Here is a 19,094-nt window from a genome sequence, read left to right on the forward strand (position 1 = left end):
TGCTTGTTTTGCCATATCTTCGTTTACATACAATAACCTTAAAAAGGGGGAACATCGCATGCGCTATCAAAAACCAAAAGGAACCATTGATATTTTACCCGGGCAATCAGAAAAATGGCAGTATATAGAGGCCGCTGCCAGAGAGGTTTTTCAACGCTATAATTTTCATGAAGTACGGACACCGATTTTTGAGCATTTTGAAGTGATTGCTCGAAGTGTAGGAGAAAGTACAGACATTGTCAGTAAAGAAATGTATGACTTTTATGATAAAGGCAACCGTCATATCACACTGCGTCCGGAGGGAACAGCCCCTCTTGTAAGAAGCTATGTGGAAAACAAGCTCTATGGACCTGAACACAGTCATCCATTTAAGGCTTATTATATGGGGCCTATGTTTCGTTATGAACGACCTCAAGCTGGGCGGCTTCGGCAGTTTCATCAGATTGGCGTAGAAGTGATCGGCAGCAGTAATCCCGCAACTGATGTAGAAACGATGATGATGGCTTTAGAATTTTTTAACTGTTTAGGGGTCAATGAAACGAAATTGGTCATCAATTCTTTAGGGACCCGAGAAAGCCGTAAAAAGTATCGTCAGACATTGATTGATTATTTGACACAATTTGAAGAACAGCTGAGTGAAGATTCAAAGCGGCGGCTTTATCAAAATCCCCTTCGAGTACTAGACAGTAAGGATGCAAGGGATCAGAAAATCATCACAGGGGCACCATCTATTTTAGACAGCCTTGACAGAGAAAGCAGCTTATTTTTTGAAGAAGTTAAACAACTGCTGGAGGACGCGAATATTTCGTATAGCGTGGATCATCGTATGGTACGTGGACTGGACTATTATAATCACACTGTCTTTGAAATTATGAGTGAGGCAGCTGCCTTTAATGGTGTGCTTACAACGATTTGTGCCGGGGGACGTTACGATGGTTTGATTAGTGAATTTGGAGGACCAGCTGTTGTAGATACAGGCTTTGGCTTTGCACTGGGAATCGAGCGGGCGCTGCTTGCAAGTGAAGCTGAAGGGAGAAGCATTCCGGTTTCCAGAGAGATAGATGTTTATGTTGCTTGTCTGGCACCTTCCGGAAACGGCTATGCGCAACAGGTTGCACAAACAGCTAGAAAAGCGAAATTGATCGTTGAGCGGGATATCTCCTACCAAAAGATTCGAAATCAGCTTCGCAAAGCAAATAAACTAAATGCAAAAATTGTTGCGATTATTGGTGAAAATGAAGTAAATGATGCACAGGTGGTTTTGAAGGATATGCATTCCGGTGAAGAGCTGCGTATTCCCTATACGCAGTTAACAGCTTATTTTGATAACGTTTAGAAATATAAGATGAAATGGGCGAAAACAATGAGGATGTTAAGAAACAAAGATTTTTGGCAGGAAATGATTACAAAATTAACGGTTATTTTGATTTACGCATTTTTATACTCAATTGCATTAAACTTGTTTTGGCAGCCGGGAAGGATATATGCTGGGGGAATTACTGGCTTATCCCAGATCATTTCCACTGTTGTTACACGCTGGGGCTCATTTTATCTGCCTATCTCAGTTATTTACTATGTGTTGAATATTCCTTTATTTATTCTTGCCTGGTTTAAACTCAATCGGAAGCTTGTTATTTTTATGATCGTCAGTGTTACCAGCGCTTCTTTTGCTATTCAAATTTTACCCTCCGTCGCACTAACCACAGATCCGATTATCTGTGCGATTTTTGGCGGAGCGGTCAATGGCTTTTCATTAGGTCTGGCCCTGAAGTATGGATTGTCTACAGGAGGCCTGGACATTGTTATCATTATCTTGCGTAAATGGACCGGTCAAAGTGTTGGGGCAATTTCTATGATTATCAATGGATTGATTGTTTTGACTGCAGGCTATTTATTTGGCTGGCCCTATGCTTTTTACAGTCTGCTTTCCATTATTGTCAGCGGGAAGGTTACTGACTTGGTTTATGTAAAGCATCAAAAGGTGCAGGTGATGATTATCACACAAAAGCCGGAGCTAGTCATTCCGGGACTGCAGGCCCAATTGACTAGAGGAATCACGATAATTCCACAGGCAGAAGGTGCCTACGATCATCAACCGCAAACGATTTTAATCACCATCATCACCTACTATGAAATGGAGCTGCTGGAAAAAATTATGAAAAAGGTTGACCCGCACGCATTTGTCAGTGTATCGCAGGACGTGAAGATTTTAAGCCAGTTCAAGGAGCTGGACATTGTGTAGCGCAAAAGATGATTTCATTGATGAAGTTAAAACAGCTAAAGCCCTGATTGATTTTGTATCTAATAAAGATTTCAGCAGCAGCCTTCTATGTTAAAATCAACTATTCTCACTTCGACTGGCAGAGCTGCTGTAAAGCTTGCCTTTTTCTATGGCAGTATTGAATTTTGACATTTTCCGATGATTTATCAAAAAGTAAAAAATCAGTAAAACATAAAAGAACAAGCCTCGAAATGATTTCGTGAGGTATTTGTTCTTTTTCAGTATAGCTGGCTGACTCTTTACTGTTTAGATAGACTGATCCGTTGCGTTGGAAATAGAAGAGTTTACCTTGCTGTCGGCGGGAAATAGAAATCTTTGGGAATCATTAAAATACCACTTGACTTTCATGAAAATCTCTAGTAATTTATAGTTTGTATGTAATATTGAAAATCGATGAAGGAACGAGTAAATTTCTTATTTGTGTCAAAAGAGAGAGAGGCCTTGGCTGAAAGCAGCTCCGCAAAAGAAATCGAAAGACATTCCTGAGATGAATGTAAGAAAAGCCATTCCGTTACGAGCGTTAATCGTTGAGATGAGAGAGCAATCTTTCAAAATTAGGTGGTACCGCGTATGAATGATTCGTTCGCCCTTGTAGATGATACAAGGGCGAATTTTTTATTTATCAGGAGATAACAAGAAGTTTGACGTGTCGAGGATAAGAAATCCCAGTTAGTTGATACTGTCCTTTTCATGTTAATAACGTTTAGCAAGCGAGCGTTTTGCCAATCGTACAATAACAATTAGTTATTTTCATTGTCAACCAATTGAATCAATGAGAGAGAAATGGAGGAAAATCAGATGAATTATCAAAAGCCAAAAGGTACATATGATCTGCTGCCGGGGACAACAGAGAAATGGCAATTTGTTGAGGAAACAGCACGTTTGCTTTTCAGAGATTATCAATATCAGGAAATCCGCACGCCGATTTTTGAACACTACGAAGTGATTGCTCGAAGTGTGGGTGATACAACCGATATCGTTTCTAAAGAAATGTATGATTTTTATGATAAAGGAAATCGGCATGTGACACTGCGTCCGGAAGGAACAGCACCGATCGTCAGAGCCTTTGTTGAAAACAAGCTGTTTGGTCCTGAATATGCGAAGCCATATAAAACATTTTACATAGGACCAATGTTCCGTTATGAAAACCCGCAGGCAGGGCGTCAGCGTCAATTCCATCAAATCGGTGTTGAAGCGTTTGGCAGCGATAATCCTGCTGTTGATGTAGAAAGCATGGCGATGGCAATGGATTTCTTCAAACAACTAGGCATCAACGAGATCAAGTTGGTCATCAATTCTTTAGGAGATAAAGACAGCCGAGCTGCTTACCGTCAGGCACTGATCGATTATCTTGAACCGAAAGCCGAAGAGCTTAGTGAAGATTCAAAACGGCGACTGTACGAAAACCCATTACGTGTGTTGGACAGTAAGGATAGAAAAGATAAGGCGATCATAGCAGATGCCCCCTCTATTCTGGATTACTTAAATGAAGCATCTAAGCAACATTTTGAAACGGTGCTGCAAATGCTGGATGAATTGGAAATTTCTTATGTAATCGATCAAAATATGGTTCGCGGATTAGATTATTATACACATACGATTTTTGAAATCATGAGTGAAGCAAAAGGCATGGGGGCACAGTCAACGATCTGTGCCGGTGGCCGCTATGATGGACTGGTCGAAGAACTTGGGGGACCGGAAACACCGAGCTTTGGTTTCGCCATGGGGATTGAGCGGATTTTGCTCACAATGGAAGCGGAAGGAATCATCATTCCTGAAATTAATGAGATTGATGCTTATGTTGTCGGTATTGGTGCGGATACAAATATTGCTTCGCTGAAACTGGTTCAAGTAATTAGAAATTTTGGTTTTTCTGCGGATCGCGATTTTATGAGTCGTAAACCGAAGGCTCAATTTAAAACGGCAGCGAAGCTCAATGCAAAGCTGGTATTAACGATCGGTGAGAGTGAACTGGTTGAAGGAATTGTTAATGTGAAAAATATGGTCAGCCGTGAAGAAAAAGCATTTAAGCTGGTTGATATTTATGAACGCTTCAATGAAGTCTATGATGAGATGATAACGATTATGCTTGATTGATAACGACAGGTAAATATGGTTAAAAAACGAAACGAAGAAAAAGGGAGTTGTTTCAGCAGAGAGAATCTGTTTAGAAACAAAAGCAGTGTCTAACTAATAAAAAATGAATGTTGTCAAACAAGAAAGGGAGTGCCATTATCCTGTTATCAAGTATGGTAGGAATAATGGACATCGGACCTTCAAAATTAAAGCATTCAAATTATAAGTAAAAAATGAATGGTGTCAAAAAAGAAAGGGAGTACTATTTTATGTCAGAGCGTACAGTGTATTGTGGAGAAATAACAAAAGAATTTACAGGCAAGGTGGTTGTCCTTAAAGGGTGGGTGCAAAAGCGTCGTGACCTTGGGGGCGTAATCTTTATTGATTTAAGAGATAGAGAAGGAGTTGTACAGGTCGTATTCAATCCTGAGGTTTCAAAAGAAGCATGGGAAATTGCTGATAAATGCCGAAGTGAATATGTAATTGAGATCACTGGTGAAGTCGTTTATCGTGATGATGAAGCAGTGAATCCTAAGATGACAACCGGTGAATTTGAGGTAATGGCCTCAGATATTACTATTTTAAATAAAGCGAAAACCCCACCCTTCCTAATTGAAGATGACAATAACGTCAGTGATGAAGTGCGAATGAAGTATCGTTATCTTGATTTGCGACGTCCCGGGATGACTGAAAACTTCAAGCTGCGTCATCAGGTAACAAAATCTATCCGCCATTATCTGGATGATCATGCATTTATGGATGTAGAAACACCTTACTTGGGAAAATCATCTCCAGAAGGGGCGAGAGACTATCTGGTGCCTTCACGTGTACACGCCGGACATTTTTATGCATTGCCTCAATCACCGCAGATTTTCAAACAGCTGCTGATGGGTGCCGGATTTGACAGATATTATCAGATTGTTCGCTGTTTCCGTGATGAAGATTTGCGTGGAGACCGTCAGCCTGAGTTTACACAAGTCGATATTGAAACAACTTTCCTTACAGCAGAAGAAATTCAGACAATGACGGAAGAAATGCTGGCGAAAGTGATGAAGGAAGCGAAAGGTGTAGACCTGCCGCTGCCATTCCCTCGAATCACTTATGATGAAGCGATGGCTCGATACGGCAGTGACAAGCCGGATACTCGTTTTGAGATGGAACTGATTGATATTGCACCGGTGGTTAAAGATGTGGACTTTAAGGTTTTCCAAATGGCATTACAAAATGGTGGACAGGTAAAAGCGCTGAATGCAAAAGGTGCTGCAGATAAATATTCACGTAAAGATATGGATAACTTAGGTCAGTATGTAAGTCAATTCGGAGCAAAAGGCTTGGCTTGGCTGAAGGTTGAAGAAGATGGACTGAAAGGACCAATTGCGAAATTCCTGACAGATGTTACAGATGAATTAATTAAAGTAACTAATGCAGAAGTAGGGGATCTGCTGATGTTTGGTGCAGATACACCGGGAATTGTTGCTGCATCATTAGGTGCCATCCGCTCTCGAATGGGTAAAGAGCTTGGCTTGATTGATGAGTCTAAATATAACTTCCTTTGGGTCGTAGATTGGCCGTTGTTTGAATATGATGAAGAAGCGAAGCGTTATGTTTCTGCTCACCATCCATTCACTTTGCCGAGAGAAGAGCATATCGAGATGCTTTCAACGACTCCTGAAAAAGTTTATGCACAGGCATATGATGTTGTGCTGAATGGATATGAGCTTGGCGGAGGCTCCCTGCGTATTTATCAGCCGGAACTGCAACAAACAATGTTTGAAACACTGGGGATGTCTGAAGAAACCATTCAAGAACAGTTTGGTTATTTATTGGATGCATTGTCTTATGGATTTCCGCCGCATGGAGGAATTGCTTTGGGGCTGGATCGTCTGGTTATGCTGCTTGCAGGTGAAGAAAATATTCGTGAGGTCATTGCTTTCCCTAAAAACGGAAAAGCAGCTGATCCGATGAATAATGCGCCAAGTACTGTATCAGATTTACAGTTGTTCGAATTGAATTTAGATGTAACAGCGATTGACGAATAGAAAAAGTCCGTCTATATAAAACCCTGTAAAATAAAACTTGAGGATAGGAAAATCGTTTGAGAACGGTCTTTCTGTCCTTTTTATTTCAGATTAATTTTTTTGAGGTATCTTTGCAGGAACAAAATTTTCCGTGAAATTATATGATTTTCAGTGTTTTATCATTACGGTAAAAAAGTATTGACCTTGATATTGAACTTGAACCGTTTCGGATAGGAAAGAACATAAGCGATTTGAAGTCATTAGAAAGCTGAGAAAAACATTGCTAATATGGAAAGTAGAAATTTGTATGGAGGATTTTCTTCTGTAAAAAAATTAAGTAATATATAAAACCTGTAAAAGAATTTAGATTATAAGCATAACCGATCGATCACCTGTGTAGGAACTGTGTTGACCCACTGAATAAACGAACGGACAGCTAGCGTTATCTGATAGTACTTTGAAAAAAAGACATTATTAATGCATGAATCTTTCAACCATTTCCAAAGCCCCTCAATCTGATTCAAAATTGGGCTATAGGGTGGCAGAAAGAGTAACTGTAAGCGTGGATTGGCATTCAGAAAAGGGACCAAAAGCTTGGCATGATGAACGCGAGCATTATCTAGTACCATCACGATCTTCCCTTTTGGATAGAGGGTGAGTACCTTTTCTAAAAAAGTCAAAAAAACTTTTGCATCAAAGGCGAGGCCTTCTTGGACATAGACTGCACCCGTTTCATAATTAAGAATACCAGTCAATTTCACACTAAAATGCTTCCCATAGGTCTTAATTAATTTTTGTTTGCCTACAGGAAACCAGGTTGATAGTAAAGCCTGATAGTCTCTAATGGTCGATTCATCTTCAAAAAGTAAATGGTCAATTTCGCCATTTAACAGTTTTTTTTTCAGCATCTAACTGTTTGATAAACAAGGCCTGTTTCTCTTTGTCTGCACTGGCCATTGTGTCGCTCGGTCTTGAGTAACTCAGACCAAGTTGATGTAACTGTTGGAGCATACTACTTTGGGCATACTCAACCCCATAGGTAAGTTTTAACCAACTAGAAGCAAGGGAAGCTGTCCAATTGTATCGACCAGGAAATCCTACTTCATGAGGGGAGTGATTCTGAATCACTTGATAGAGGGCTTGTCCTTGTTCAGCTGTCATAAAAGTAGGACGCTCAGTGGATTTTTGGGGAACCAGCCCAAGAAGTCCCTGTGTTTTATAAAGATGAATATACTGCCCGACAGTATTGGCTGAACAGCCAACCATCTCAGCAACAGCAAGGCTTGTATAGCCTTGCATACTTAAATGAATCGCTTGATATTTCCGTTGTAGGACAGTGTTTTTTACATGAGCGAGTTGGTCGGCGATTTCGGCAATTTGTTCTGCAGAATAACGATGATATTTCATGGCAGGCACCTCGTTTTTACTTTAAGTGTAACACGTCTGGCAAGTTACGCTATGTCATCGATTCTTTTACAGGTTCTATATAGTTTAAATAAATAAAATTCTAGTTGAATCTCAAAATTAGAAAGCTGTTCTCAATCTGAGGATGGCTTTTTATGTTAAGAAGCGTTAAATAAATTTTAACCAGAATAATTGAATTGAGTAGTGAATTATCTAAAGATGTTGAGTAACAAAAGGATCTGGCTATTTGCTTTTTTATTAATTATGAGAATTAAAGAAATTAAATCACAATATGATTACATATAAAATCGCAATAGCGATTTTATCTTTTAGGTTGGAGTGTTTAATATATATATGAATTAGAAAAAAAATAGGGAAATGGAATTTTTCAGAAAAAGATGTCGAAAATATTTTTTCTGGAATAGATTTGTTATCAATATTCACATAAGTTTCCACAGGGAAAAATTTCTTATTTATATTGATTTAGAGCCATAAAGATTGTCTGTTTGTTAATCTTATAATAAATATTCTTGAAAACTAATTTGAAAAGAATAGATATAAGGAGTTGATTTATGTTGGGGAATTATATACATATGGTGAAAAATTTTAGAAGAATGTTGAATCTAAGCCAAAAAGAAGTAGCTTTTGGAATTTGTTCTCAGAGTATGTTATCAGATATTGAAAACGGAAAGAAAAAACCTTCTTCAGAAATATTATTTAAACTGTACAGAAAACTTGGTATTGTTATGTTATCAGATGATTTATTAAATAAAGTTGAAAAAAAAATTGGTTCGATTATGTATGAGGAAAACTATACTAGAATAGAAAATTTGCTTACAAATTTTGATGAAGAAGGGTTAAATGAATGTGAAACATATTCTTATTATTTCTATAAAGGAGTAGTTAGTTATTATAATAATGAATTAGATGATGCATTAATAAATTTTCATTACGCAGAGGATTTTGTAAAAGAAACTTCAAGACTTGACCATTATAGTTGTATGTTATATAAAGTACTAATTTTTTATAAGGTAGAGAAAAAAGAAATAAATGTTGATTATTTTGAGATAGAATTAAATGTTTTGTTAAAAAATTTACCAACATATTTAGTTCTAGAAAAATTTAACCCTTTTTATTTTTTTCTTATAGTTTTGAAAGAAATTGGGGAAAAGGATTCCATAATTAGATGGTCAAAAATATTAATAGAGTATCTTTCGAAAAATTATGTAACTAAATACGTAGAAAAAATTTATAGAGAACTGGCTTTAAATGAATTGGGAAGGTCGCTTAATAGCCAACATGTTAATGATTATTGGGAATATTACATTAATTATTGGCTATTCTCAAAGTACAATAGTAAAAAAATGAAAATATAACATATTTTTTCCATTTTTCAAATAAAATAAGAGGTAGAAAAATTAATGAGTTTCAGTGAAAAGATGAAAGTGTTGATCAAAGAGTATTATTCAAATGGGATATGATACACTTTTCTTGACTGTCAGTTGCATTACCGGAAGGAATGAAGGCTATTGAGAAAAACATATGATCGTGAATTTAAGCTGAAGGTGTCTCAAGATATTTTTGAGAATAATGATACTGTCAAGACCGTTTCTGAAGAATATACTATTTCTCGTCCTACTGTTTCCCGTTGGGTCTCAGAGTATCGGAGATACGGAGTAGAGATGGTCGTCTCTATTTATCCACTTATATTGACCTAGCTACTCGTATTCTACATTGTTACATGGTAGATTTACCTATGAAAAAAATTGTTGTTCAGCTGTTACAGATCTACAAAGGAGGCCTATGGTAATTCATTCAGGCAGCCAATATCGTTCTCTTGTCTACCAGAAACTGTTGATCGACCATCACATTACGCATTCAATGAGCCAACCTGCTACTCCTGTTGACAACGAAGTAATCGAGTTGTTCCATCGATCAATCAAACGAGAATTAGTTGAACCAAATAAGCACAAAAGTAAACTAGAGATGGACGTGTTGATCCAAGATTATTTAGAAGACTATTATCCCAACAAAAGAATCCATACAAAATTTATGATGACTCCTCGACAATTTGAGGTGAACTTAAAATAGGTAATCTATCTGACTGTTAACTAAACTGTTGCAGGTCCCAAAATTATTTTTACTTTAGGTACCATTGTATGATATTTAACTTATTTTCATAACCTAAGTCAATTAGTTTATCAAATATATACTTGGTTTGTTCTGTTTGATTTAAAATAAGGCAATCAATAAGTAATTCTTGGAAGAAAAGGTTATTTTTATGTGCATCGCTTTTTCCTCTGATTAGAACTTTATTCGCCAACTCCCAACATTCCTCGTTAATTAATTGAATTCCGTAATTTAAAGACAAATGTACTCTATATTCTTTGGAAGGTGTGGGAATGTCTTTTCTGTCCAATTTTTTTATAACCTTATTGTAGAGAATTTGATTTTCTGAATAATCAAATAGAAATAGAAAGTTATTGTATAGTTGTAGTTCTCTTTTAAACCATTGATCACTTTTAAAAAGAAGAGGCTTGATATAGGATTTAATTTCATTAACTGATACCGTGAACTCCAAACCATGAAGATTTAATACATATTGGGATAACAAATACAGTTCATAATATTTATTGGACAGAAACTTTACATTTGCAATTTTTTTATCAACAATTATTAAATTATTTAAATCTCTACAATTTTCTGATGTAGTAAGTTCATTGTATAGTGTTTGATAATAAGCTACTTTTTTATCACTAATAAGTATAAATTCTTCTGTACTCAAATTCAAACGGGTTAATAACTGTATAACTTTGTCAAAAGTAGGAATGTAATGATTATTCTCAAAATTTGATAAGTTTGATCGGGACATGATACCTTGTGCCAGCTCAACTTGTGAAATACCTTTTGATTTTCTAATGAGTTTGATTGATTTTCCGTAGATTTTTCTCACTCCTTTGTTAGTATTCTAACGAAAAAATGGAGGAGGAACAAGTCTCATTTATTATTAAAGAATAAAAGTTTTATAAAGGAGATTCTTATGTCAAAAATTTCGAAATCTGCTGTTATTTTATTAATGGGAACACTCTTTTCGCGAATTGCAATGTTTATGAGTATACCATTTTTAGCTATTTATTTAAGTGATGTTGCTATGTTAACACCTACACAAATTGGTTATATTATTGGAATTAATCCATTTGTGAATGTGCTTTTTTCATTAGTCGCAGGAAAATTAATTGATCTCATTCAGGTGAAAAAGATATTGGTTCTAATACCAGTTATTTGGGGTGTTATTTTTATATTATTTTCTTTTGCCGATCGTTTTGTTGTGTTTATGATACTTAATGGTATGAACGGGCTATGTTACACAATATATGAACCTTCATGTAAAAAATCCTTGAGTATGTATACTCGAATAGAATCAAAACTACTTATTTTCAATTTGCGTTATGCAGCAATCAATATAGGTGCAATAGTTGGACCTATGTTGAGTATTACTCTAGGCTTTAAATATACAATTAAACCTTACATCATTTTAGGAATTATTTATATTATTGTTGGTTTAACAAATTTATTTTTAAGTGAAGATGAAATTCCAAAGATAAAGAAAGACACAGATAAGCATACAAAAGAAAGTAAAAAAGCAATTTTTCTTGATAAAAATTTCAAACAACTAATACTATTAATAATAGGAGTAATGTTTTCATACTTTGGATATTCTCAATTTAATTCTACAATTTCACAATACCTATCACAAGAATCATCAAGTGGTGTTGAATTATATAGTTCCTTACTATCCTTCAGCGCATTAGCTATTCTCCTGTTTCAATTCCCGGTAATACGTTGGACCAAAAAGTTTCGATCAAATTATATTTTAGCAATCAGTAACCTCCTTTTTTCAAGTTGCTTATTCATTGTGATTTTTTTTCCAAGCTATTTTTCATTATTACTCTTTACCATATTATATTCTCTTGGTGAGTTACTATTAGGAGCTCGCTTTGATTATGCCATTGATCAAATTGCAGATGAAGAAAATAAAGGTGCATATTTTAGTTGGTCAGAGCTAATAAAAATTGGTTCAACTATGGGACCGATAGTTGGAGGAATTCTTATTAGCAATTTAAATTGGAATCATCACATACAGATATTTAGTATTTTAGGTGCAATTACTATGATAGGCTCATTTTTTATTTTCTATTCAAAGATCAGTAATTAATGCCTTTTGAAAATCGTAATGATCAAAGTAATGCTATTGATGGGTAGCATATCATTCTCGAGGACTTTAATGGTTAAAATAAATAGCCCACAAAATTCTTATCTTGTACTGGACTTGTCAAGAAAAATTAGACAATGAGTTATGAAATGGCAAGACTTTTATGAACAAAAAAATAAGTTGATTTTGTAAACGTAGAAATTCGTTTGGAGTTTTATAGCCTAAACTAGAATGTATTCTTTTTGTAGAACAAATTTTATTCTTTTAGATCCATAGCGTCCTTTATGTTCGAGAAAAAAATCTTTCAACAGTTCAGTCAAGGTTTCGTTTTCAATTTCAAGATTTGATGGCTCCCGCTGACAGAACAAATAATACCCTGGATAGGTTACACTTAGGCAACGACAAGCCTCTAAAATAGATAGAGTTCCCCGATGACCTTTTATAAATTCAAAAATTACCGAAGTCTTCCTTTTTCTTTCAGGAAGACTTCGAACTTTTTTAGGAGTTCCACTTCTTCTTTTAAGCGTTTATTCTCTTTTTCGAGGCGCGTAATTTCATTTCTACGAACGAATTCATGGCTCCCTCTTCCTGGAAAGGCACGTTCTCCGTGTTTTTCATACTCTTGAATCCATCGGTAGATGGAATTAGGATGGACTTCCAATTTTTTTGAAACAGTTTGGACAGGTATTCCTTCATTCAAGACGAGTAAAACAGCTCGTCGTTTGAATTCTTGTGTGAATAATCTACGTCTCATAGTAATTCCCCCCCCCTCGAATCCCCTTGACTTTATGTCTGTTATAGTATAACGTGTTCGCGTTTTCTCTTTTCTCTATGTCCAGTTTATCATACCAGTTCCAATTTCTTCACTCCGAAAAAGTCTAATTTTTTGGAGTCACTACATCTTCTCAGAATTTTGTGGTCTATTTATTTTTGAAAATTTTTCAGATTCCCATTTATTATCTCTATTGTGATTTTTTTTAATTATTAGACATAGATATACTTTGTTTAAAGAAAGGAGAGATGCGAATTGAAACGATATTTAAGACAGATATCATTAGTTGATGAAGAAAAAGATGGACAAAAAATTTTATTGGCATCGTCGGTCTTAATAATTGGAGTGGGAGGTTTGGGTTCTAATGTTTGTCAGCAATTAGTTAGGTTGGGAGTAGGTGAAATAGGTATTGTAGATTTTGATATGGTGGATGAAACAAATTTAAATCGACAAATACTTTATGGAGAAGACGATATTGGAGAAAACAAGGTAGTACTTGCAAAAAAAAGATTACAGACTATAAATTCAAAAGTTAAGATAAATAGTTATTGCATGAAATTTCAACAAGAAATGAATATTGAACCGTTTAAGAATTATCAAATAATTGTTGATTGTACTGATAATTTGTCAAGTCGAAAAATTATTTCTGATGTAGCAAAAAAATTGAAAAAACAGGTTATTTTAGGTGCAATTCAAAGATTTGAGGGTTATGTTACTGTTTTAGATCCAGTGAATGGATATACCTATGAAAAGTTATTTAATAATGTTAAGAAAGAAAAGTTTAAAGACAAAAGTGTTATCGGACCAATTGTAGCAATAATTGCGGCTATGCAGTCAATGGAAGTTGTTAAATCTTTATTAGGATGGGATAGGCAGCTAATAGGAAAGTGTTGTTATTTTGATATTCAGAATAACATATTTAATGAAATTACTTTAGTAGGTCAGAAGCTTGAAAATAAAACCAGGGGTTCATAATAATATATATGCTAAAAAAGAGCGCATTAAATAAAGGTATAACCTCGAAAAAATTTTTAAGAGATTATAAAACCGTGACTTTTGGCGAATGAAACAGCTTCGTTTACTGTCGTTGTTCGATCTGGTCGCACATTCTCTATGGAGTAATAAGTTGCGTCATACGATTCATTTTTAAGTAGAACGTGATAAATAGCCGTTAATAACCGTCGAGCAATAGCTATAACAGTTTTTTTATGACCATGACGCTTCTTCAGTTGAAGATACTTATTTCGATGTTCTGGATATTTTTCACTTTACGCTGGCAATTTGGACTAATAGCGGTTTGAGATATTGACCTGCTTTAGAAATCCTAAAGGATTTTTTTTATTCGCACTCTCATTATTTGCAGGAGTTAACCTAGCCCACGAACATAAGTGACCAGCTGTTGGAAATTGAATCATGTTTACACCAAGCTCTGAAATTATTTTTATCGCAGTAAACCGTTTTGCACAACCGGGTACAGTTTGAATAAGTTCTTGTTGTGCTTTAAATTCTTCGGCGATATCAATGATTGCTTTTTCAAGATTGGATTTACACAGAGTTAGGGCATCATAGTGGGATTTGATGATGTAGATTTTAATTGCTTGTTCATCTGTTATTTTTCCATCAATAGCTAATTCTAATTCAGATAATTTTGATTTTAGTCTTCCATTAGTTCACGAATGGGAAGTGGTGGAATAAAACTCTCAGAGACTAAGTTGTGCTTGAATAAATCCGCAATCCATTGTGTGTCTTTCTTATCAGTCTTCTTCCCGCGAATCACTTTCACATATTTAGGATGGGTAAGACAGATAGAACAAGAATCTTCTAGTACATTGAAAACAAGAATCCAATACTTACCTGTTGATTCCATAATGTTAGCACATTTTCATGCAGTGTTGTGCCTTGAGTGTAGCGAAAGGAATGAATTATAAACATGAATAAGATAAAGAAAATTTTAATTGATAACAAACTATATAATCAAATTATAGATAATTGTCAGAATGATTTAATTGAGAATGAGAGAGACGATCATCAATCTTTCGGGATTATAGTAGGAAAAATTAATGGAGTACAAGCTGAGGTTATCCAACATTTTCCGTTAAAAAGAAATTATCGGTTAAATAGCAATATTAGCCAGTGTTATACTCAAAAGCTATGTGAATTAGGATATCCAGGAGAGTTACAAATAGAAAGAAGAGGATGGGTTAGTGATCCTATTGAACTAATTGAAGTTATTAAGTCATGTAACGAATTGAATTTAGAATTTATAGGTGGATATCATATGCATCATGACGAGTCATGGAGTGGTCCGGAAGATAAAAGAATACCCTCAAAACTAGACAAGGAATTAGTTAAAAATAGTGGAGAAATGGTCTTTGTCGTTAGTATTTTAAAAAAAGAAAGAGCTATTCGCTGTTTTTATGAGGGAAATGAGGAAATTAAAATAGTGAGGAGAAGTTAGATGATTGAATTGAGTTTTTACACAGGTATGAAAAAAATAATGGGATTTGATAAATTAAGTGTGCGAATGAATCAAGAATTATTTTCCACAATTGAAGAATTAATAGTGAACTATTTGTTTATTAATTATCCAAGAATTGAAGAAATTTTTGTCGATAAAAATGGAAATTTTAATAACGAAATTTCACTGATACTAAATAATGTGATTGCTAATAAGGATTCCTTTATAAAGGAAGGCGACCATATAGTATTTCTAACACCTATTACAGGAGGATAAAAATGAACGCTAAAACGGTTGATTTAAGAAGTGATACTTGTACGTTACCCTCCGAAGAAATGAGAAAAGCAATTTATGAGGCAAAAGTTGGTGATCAGGCTTATGGAGAAGACGAAACAACACTAAAACTGGAAAAATATTGTGCCAAACTATTTGGAAAGGAAGCTGCACTTTTTATGCCTTCAGGTACAATGAGTGATCAAGTAGCGATTCGTTCTTGGACAGTGTCGGGAGATGAAGTGATTCTCGATGAGAGTTATCATGTAAACTATTTTCAAACAGGTCCAAGTACAGATTTAGGAAAGATTTGTTTAAGTACTGTAAAAACTAGGGACGGAATTTTAACACCAGAAAAAATTCAGAGACAAATGGAGAAGAGAATTAAAGGAGAGTTATTTCCAAGTATTGGGCTTATTATGATAGAAAATACAATTAACAGTCACTCAGGAAAGATATTTCCACTGTTAACTATTCAAGAACTATATAAATTTGCTCAAGAAGAAAAAATTCCGCTTCATATAGATGGTGAACGGATTTTGAATGCTTGTGTTGCTAAAGATATTTCACCCCAAATTTATGGAAAGAATTGTGATAGTATCACTTGTTCATTTTCAAAAGGGCTTGGAGCACCATACGGGTCTATACTTATGGGAAGTAAGAAAATGATAAAGAGAGCAGAAAAGTATCGTAGATGGTACGGTGGGAGTTTGCATCAAAGTGGCTTTATGGCCGAAGCTGCCTACTTTGCTATAAAAAATAATATTAATCATTTAAAAAAAGATCATGAGTTAGCAACGTTGGCTTATGAATTATTAAAAGACGAGAGTTCAGTCAGTGTTTTTAAACCAGATACGAATATAGTAATGATAGATATAGAAAAATTATCAATTAATGCGAGTATTTTTGCGGAGAATTGTAAAGAACAAAAAATTTTAGTTTATCCTTGGGAAAAAAATAAAATTCGATTAGTTACACATCTTGATATTACAAAAAAAGACATTTATCGTGCAATGAATGTTGTAAAACTTGTAATTGAAGGAGCAAGTAAATGAAAAATGATATTTTTGTTCTAGTAGGTATTGCACCTAATTTAATTACTCAAACTATACACTATTTAAAAAAATATAGTTGTAGAATTGTTGTTATTGAAGACAAGCAAATATTAAATAATTATTTTGATGTGCTGATTGAAAATGATGTCTACCCTTTGTTTGCTGATATTACAAGTACTTGTAATTTGAGAAAAAAATTAAAAGAGACAATTAATTTAGAAGAAGTTCAAGCTATTTACTCATTTAGAGAAGACTCATTAATAGCAACCGCTGAACTTGCAGAAGAATTAGGGGTAGTGACGTTACCTTTGGAGGTGGTAAAAAATACTGTTGATAAAGTTCGTACTAGAAATATTTTGAAAGAACAGAGAATTGACTGTATTTCTTATAGATTATGTAATTCAGAAGAAGAAATTCGATTATTTTTAAAAGAAAATTCGGAAGGAATTGTTTTAAAACCTAGAAATTTAAAAGGAAGTATTGGTGTTCAAATTATAAAAAATGATGATGATATATCCAATGCTTATAGAGAAATAAGCCAAATAATCGATAATAAGGAAATTCTTGTTGAAGAGGAGTTGATTGGTGAAGAAATTGCTGTTGAATTATTAGTTTTTTATGATGAAATTTTTTTAGTAGATATTACACAAAAGAAACTTTATAAAAATTCATCTGTAGAGCAAGGACATATTTGCCCACATCCCAGAACAAACGAACTATTCATTAAATATGAGAAATGGTTTAAAAAAATAGTAAAAGCTTTAAAAATTTCTTTTGGACCAGTTGCTTTGGAAATGATTTTCTCAGAAAAAAAATATCATTTAGTTGAAATCCATACACGTTATGGTGGAGATTGTCTAATTCCAATGGCAGAAAAAGTTTATCAAACTAGTTATGTAGAACCAATAATTAGATATTTATTAGGATTAACAGTCAACATGAAAAAAGATAAACAAGAAAAATATGTTTGCGAAATTTTTTATCTAAACCCTCCGCTAGGGAAAATTATTAATATTGATAGTTTTGATTGGTTGAGAAATATTCCTTTTGTGATGGATTTTGATATTCAATTAAAAAAGGGAGATGTAATAACTCAAGTAAAAAGTAGTATTGATAGAAAAGGCTGGATATTGATATCTGGGAAGGATTATTCAGACGTAAAGAATAAGTTTCAAATGATTGAAAAAAAATTATTTATAGAGGTGAAAAAATGATAAAAACTACACTTGTAATAAATATAAAGAATCCTAGTAGGAAAAGTCATTTTGAAAAGCTATTTAATATGTCTCGTCATTTTACTTTAGTGATGAAAGAACCTACTTGGGAGAAACGATATTTTGATAATATTATTGATGTCGATACAGAAAACTTGGTTGATTTGATTTCTTGTTTGGAAAAAAATACGGCTAGATTTGTCTATGAAGGTATTTTTACATTAGTTGAGCACGCTGTACCATTAACAGCAATTCTTGCTAATTATTTTGATCTGAAGTACATCAGTATAGAAACAGCTTTGAAGTCACGAGTAAAAAATATGATGAGAGAAAGTTTTATATCATTTGGCATTCAATGCCCAAAATATGGATTAGCAGAAAATATTCAACAAGCTAAGATACTTGGTGAACGACTTGGTTATCCACTGGTTTTAAAGCCATTAATTGGAGGCGGTAGTTTATCTGTAATGAGAATGGATAATGAAAAGGAACTTGCCGTTTTTTTTGATCAGTTGAAGGTACAGGCAGCAAAGGAATTTGAATATGATATTTTAACTCCCTTTATTACTCAAAAATATAATCAAGCGATGATTTTGGAGCAATATATTGAGGGATCTGAAATCAGTGTAGAATCAATTGTTGCACAGCATCAAACTAATATTATTTGTATTCATGATAAGAGATTGCCAATGGAAGGACCATATTTTGAAGAAAAATTATTCTCGACACCTTCAGAATTAGATGGAACAATTGTTGAAAAAGTAAAAAGTATAACTAAATTAGCAAATAAATCTTTAGGTATTAACATGGGTGCAACTCATACAGAGTTTAGGATTGATGCGAAAGGAATCCCTTATATTATTGAGGTTGGGGCTAGAATTGGAGGTGGTCCTGTATATGTATCGACATTAAATTCTACAGGAATAGATATGGTAGAAAAAATTGTTGAGCTTGCTACAGAAGGGGCATGTACATTTCCAGAAAAACGGTTAAAGAATCCTGTAGGCTTTCAGCACTTTTTCTCTCAAGAAAAAGGGATATTAAAAAAATATGTTATTCCAGAATCCATTTTTGAAAATCCCAATGTTATTGAGTTTTTGCCATATATAGAAACAGGAAGTTCGGTTCTTTTGCCACCAAATTCGGTGGCTCATGGACATATTATTGTTAAAGGGAAAGATATTTTAGAAATTGAATCAACTATTAATGAAGTTGAACAGGGAATAAAAATTATTTTGGAGGAATAGTGTGAAAACAAAATCACTCAATATCAGAAGCGAGCCTAGAAAAAAAGAGCATGGAAAATAAACGTCAAGAAGTATAGGTCTGA

At 34.4% G+C, this 19,094-nt stretch carries 18 protein-coding genes and 1 pseudogene; 14 read left to right on the forward strand and 5 right to left on the reverse strand.

The features are described 5' to 3' along the window. The first annotated feature begins 58 nt into the window (after nt 1-58). The 4 genes from hisS (IW492_RS12475) (at nt 59) to aspS (ending at nt 6,396) form a co-directional block, all read left to right on the forward strand. The gene (gene hisS / locus IW492_RS12475) at nt 59-1,336 is read left to right on the forward strand and encodes a histidine--tRNA ligase (RefSeq protein WP_202067966.1); all 1,278 of its coding nucleotides are present in this window, start codon (nt 59-61) and stop codon (nt 1,334-1,336) included. 27 nt (nt 1,337-1,363) lie between these two features. Next, complete coding sequence (locus tag IW492_RS12480; protein WP_202067967.1) at nt 1,364-2,242, forward strand: YitT family protein; 879 nt, start codon at nt 1,364-1,366, stop codon at nt 2,240-2,242. An 837-nt stretch (nt 2,243-3,079) separates the two neighbouring features. Continuing rightward, the gene (gene hisS / locus IW492_RS12485; protein WP_202067968.1) at nt 3,080-4,378 is read left to right on the forward strand and encodes a histidine--tRNA ligase; all 1,299 of its coding nucleotides are present in this window, start codon (nt 3,080-3,082) and stop codon (nt 4,376-4,378) included. A 248-nt stretch (nt 4,379-4,626) separates the two neighbouring features. Continuing rightward, on the forward strand, nt 4,627-6,396 hold the full coding sequence (aspS, locus tag IW492_RS12490) for an aspartate--tRNA ligase (RefSeq protein WP_202067969.1): 1,770 nt from the start codon (nt 4,627-4,629) through the stop codon (nt 6,394-6,396). 347 nt (nt 6,397-6,743) lie between these two features. Here the strand turns inward: aspS and IW492_RS12495 are convergent, their stop codons facing one another. Together IW492_RS12495 and IW492_RS12500 are read right to left on the reverse strand one after the other, a co-directional pair. Further along, complete coding sequence (locus tag IW492_RS12495; protein ID WP_202067970.1) at nt 6,744-7,283, reverse strand: IS630 family transposase; 540 nt, start codon at nt 7,281-7,283, stop codon at nt 6,744-6,746. Beyond that, nucleotides 7,249-7,782, reverse strand: a complete 534-nt coding sequence (locus IW492_RS12500) for a helix-turn-helix domain-containing protein (RefSeq protein ID WP_202067971.1) — start codon at nt 7,780-7,782, stop codon at nt 7,249-7,251. The genes IW492_RS12495 and IW492_RS12500 overlap by 35 nt, the downstream gene beginning before the upstream one ends. Nucleotides 7,783-8,351: 569 nt before the next feature. Here IW492_RS12500 and IW492_RS12505 point away from each other — a divergent pair. The 3 genes from IW492_RS12505 (at nt 8,352) to IW492_RS12515 (ending at nt 9,870) form a co-directional block, all read left to right on the forward strand. Continuing rightward, complete coding sequence (locus IW492_RS12505) at nt 8,352-9,155, forward strand: helix-turn-helix domain-containing protein (RefSeq protein WP_202067972.1); 804 nt, start codon at nt 8,352-8,354, stop codon at nt 9,153-9,155. A 153-nt stretch (nt 9,156-9,308) separates the two neighbouring features. Then, the gene (locus IW492_RS12510; RefSeq protein ID WP_236671904.1) at nt 9,309-9,497 is read left to right on the forward strand and encodes a helix-turn-helix domain-containing protein; all 189 of its coding nucleotides are present in this window, start codon (nt 9,309-9,311) and stop codon (nt 9,495-9,497) included. 85 nt (nt 9,498-9,582) lie between these two features. After that, complete coding sequence (locus IW492_RS12515; protein ID WP_202067973.1) at nt 9,583-9,870, forward strand: integrase core domain-containing protein; 288 nt, start codon at nt 9,583-9,585, stop codon at nt 9,868-9,870. A gap of 49 nt (nt 9,871-9,919) precedes the next feature. Here IW492_RS12515 and IW492_RS12520 read toward each other — a convergent pair whose 3' ends face one another. Then, a complete protein-coding gene (locus IW492_RS12520) occupies nt 9,920-10,732 on the reverse strand; it encodes a helix-turn-helix domain-containing protein (RefSeq protein ID WP_202067974.1) in 813 nt (270 codons plus the stop codon). Between the two features lie 87 nt (nt 10,733-10,819). On the opposite strand from IW492_RS12520, the gene IW492_RS12525 reads away from it, so the two are divergent. Next, on the forward strand, nt 10,820-11,995 hold the full coding sequence (locus tag IW492_RS12525) for an MFS transporter (RefSeq protein WP_202067975.1): 1,176 nt from the start codon (nt 10,820-10,822) through the stop codon (nt 11,993-11,995). A gap of 451 nt (nt 11,996-12,446) precedes the next feature. On the opposite strand, the gene IW492_RS12530 is transcribed toward IW492_RS12525, so the two are convergent. Then, complete coding sequence (locus IW492_RS12530) at nt 12,447-12,746, reverse strand: transposase (RefSeq protein ID WP_202067976.1); 300 nt, start codon at nt 12,744-12,746, stop codon at nt 12,447-12,449. 273 nt (nt 12,747-13,019) lie between these two features. Here IW492_RS12530 and IW492_RS12535 point away from each other — a divergent pair, with 273 nt between their 5' ends. Then, nucleotides 13,020-13,739 carry a HesA/MoeB/ThiF family protein gene (locus IW492_RS12535; RefSeq protein ID WP_202067977.1) on the forward strand — a complete coding sequence of 240 codons (720 nt, stop codon included), beginning with the start codon at nt 13,020-13,022 and terminating at the stop codon, nt 13,737-13,739. 56 nt (nt 13,740-13,795) lie between these two features. On the opposite strand, the pseudogene IW492_RS18710 reads toward IW492_RS12535, so the two are convergent. After that, nucleotides 13,796-14,631 (reverse strand): annotated as a pseudogene (locus IW492_RS18710) (transposase); the annotation flags it as partial. 63 nt (nt 14,632-14,694) lie between these two features. Between IW492_RS18710 and IW492_RS12550 the strand changes: the two are divergent. From IW492_RS12550 to IW492_RS12570, 5 genes are read left to right on the forward strand one after another with little or no spacing between them, the layout of a single operon-like run. Then, complete coding sequence (locus tag IW492_RS12550; RefSeq protein ID WP_202067979.1) at nt 14,695-15,222, forward strand: hypothetical protein; 528 nt, start codon at nt 14,695-14,697, stop codon at nt 15,220-15,222. Continuing rightward, nucleotides 15,223-15,498, forward strand: coding sequence for a MoaD/ThiS family protein (locus IW492_RS12555; RefSeq protein ID WP_202067980.1), 276 nt, complete (start codon nt 15,223-15,225; stop codon nt 15,496-15,498). It begins immediately after the preceding gene. 2 nt (nt 15,499-15,500) lie between these two features. Beyond that, the gene (locus IW492_RS12560; protein WP_202067981.1) at nt 15,501-16,550 is read left to right on the forward strand and encodes a threonine aldolase family protein; all 1,050 of its coding nucleotides are present in this window, start codon (nt 15,501-15,503) and stop codon (nt 16,548-16,550) included. After that, nucleotides 16,547-17,764 (forward strand): ATP-grasp domain-containing protein, encoded by a 1,218-nt coding sequence (locus IW492_RS12565; RefSeq protein WP_202067982.1) that lies wholly within the window; start codon nt 16,547-16,549, stop codon nt 17,762-17,764. Before IW492_RS12560 ends, IW492_RS12565 begins: the two co-directional genes overlap by 4 nt. Then, entirely contained in the window at nt 17,761-19,011 is a 1,251-nt protein-coding gene (locus IW492_RS12570; RefSeq protein ID WP_202067983.1) for an ATP-grasp domain-containing protein, read from the forward strand. Before IW492_RS12565 ends, IW492_RS12570 begins: the two co-directional genes overlap by 4 nt. The last annotated feature ends 83 nt before the right edge of the window (nt 19,012-19,094 follow it).

It is taken from the genome of Enterococcus sp. BWB1-3, from assembly GCF_016745275.1.
In the GTDB taxonomy this organism is placed as follows: domain Bacteria; phylum Bacillota; class Bacilli; order Lactobacillales; family Enterococcaceae; genus Enterococcus_L.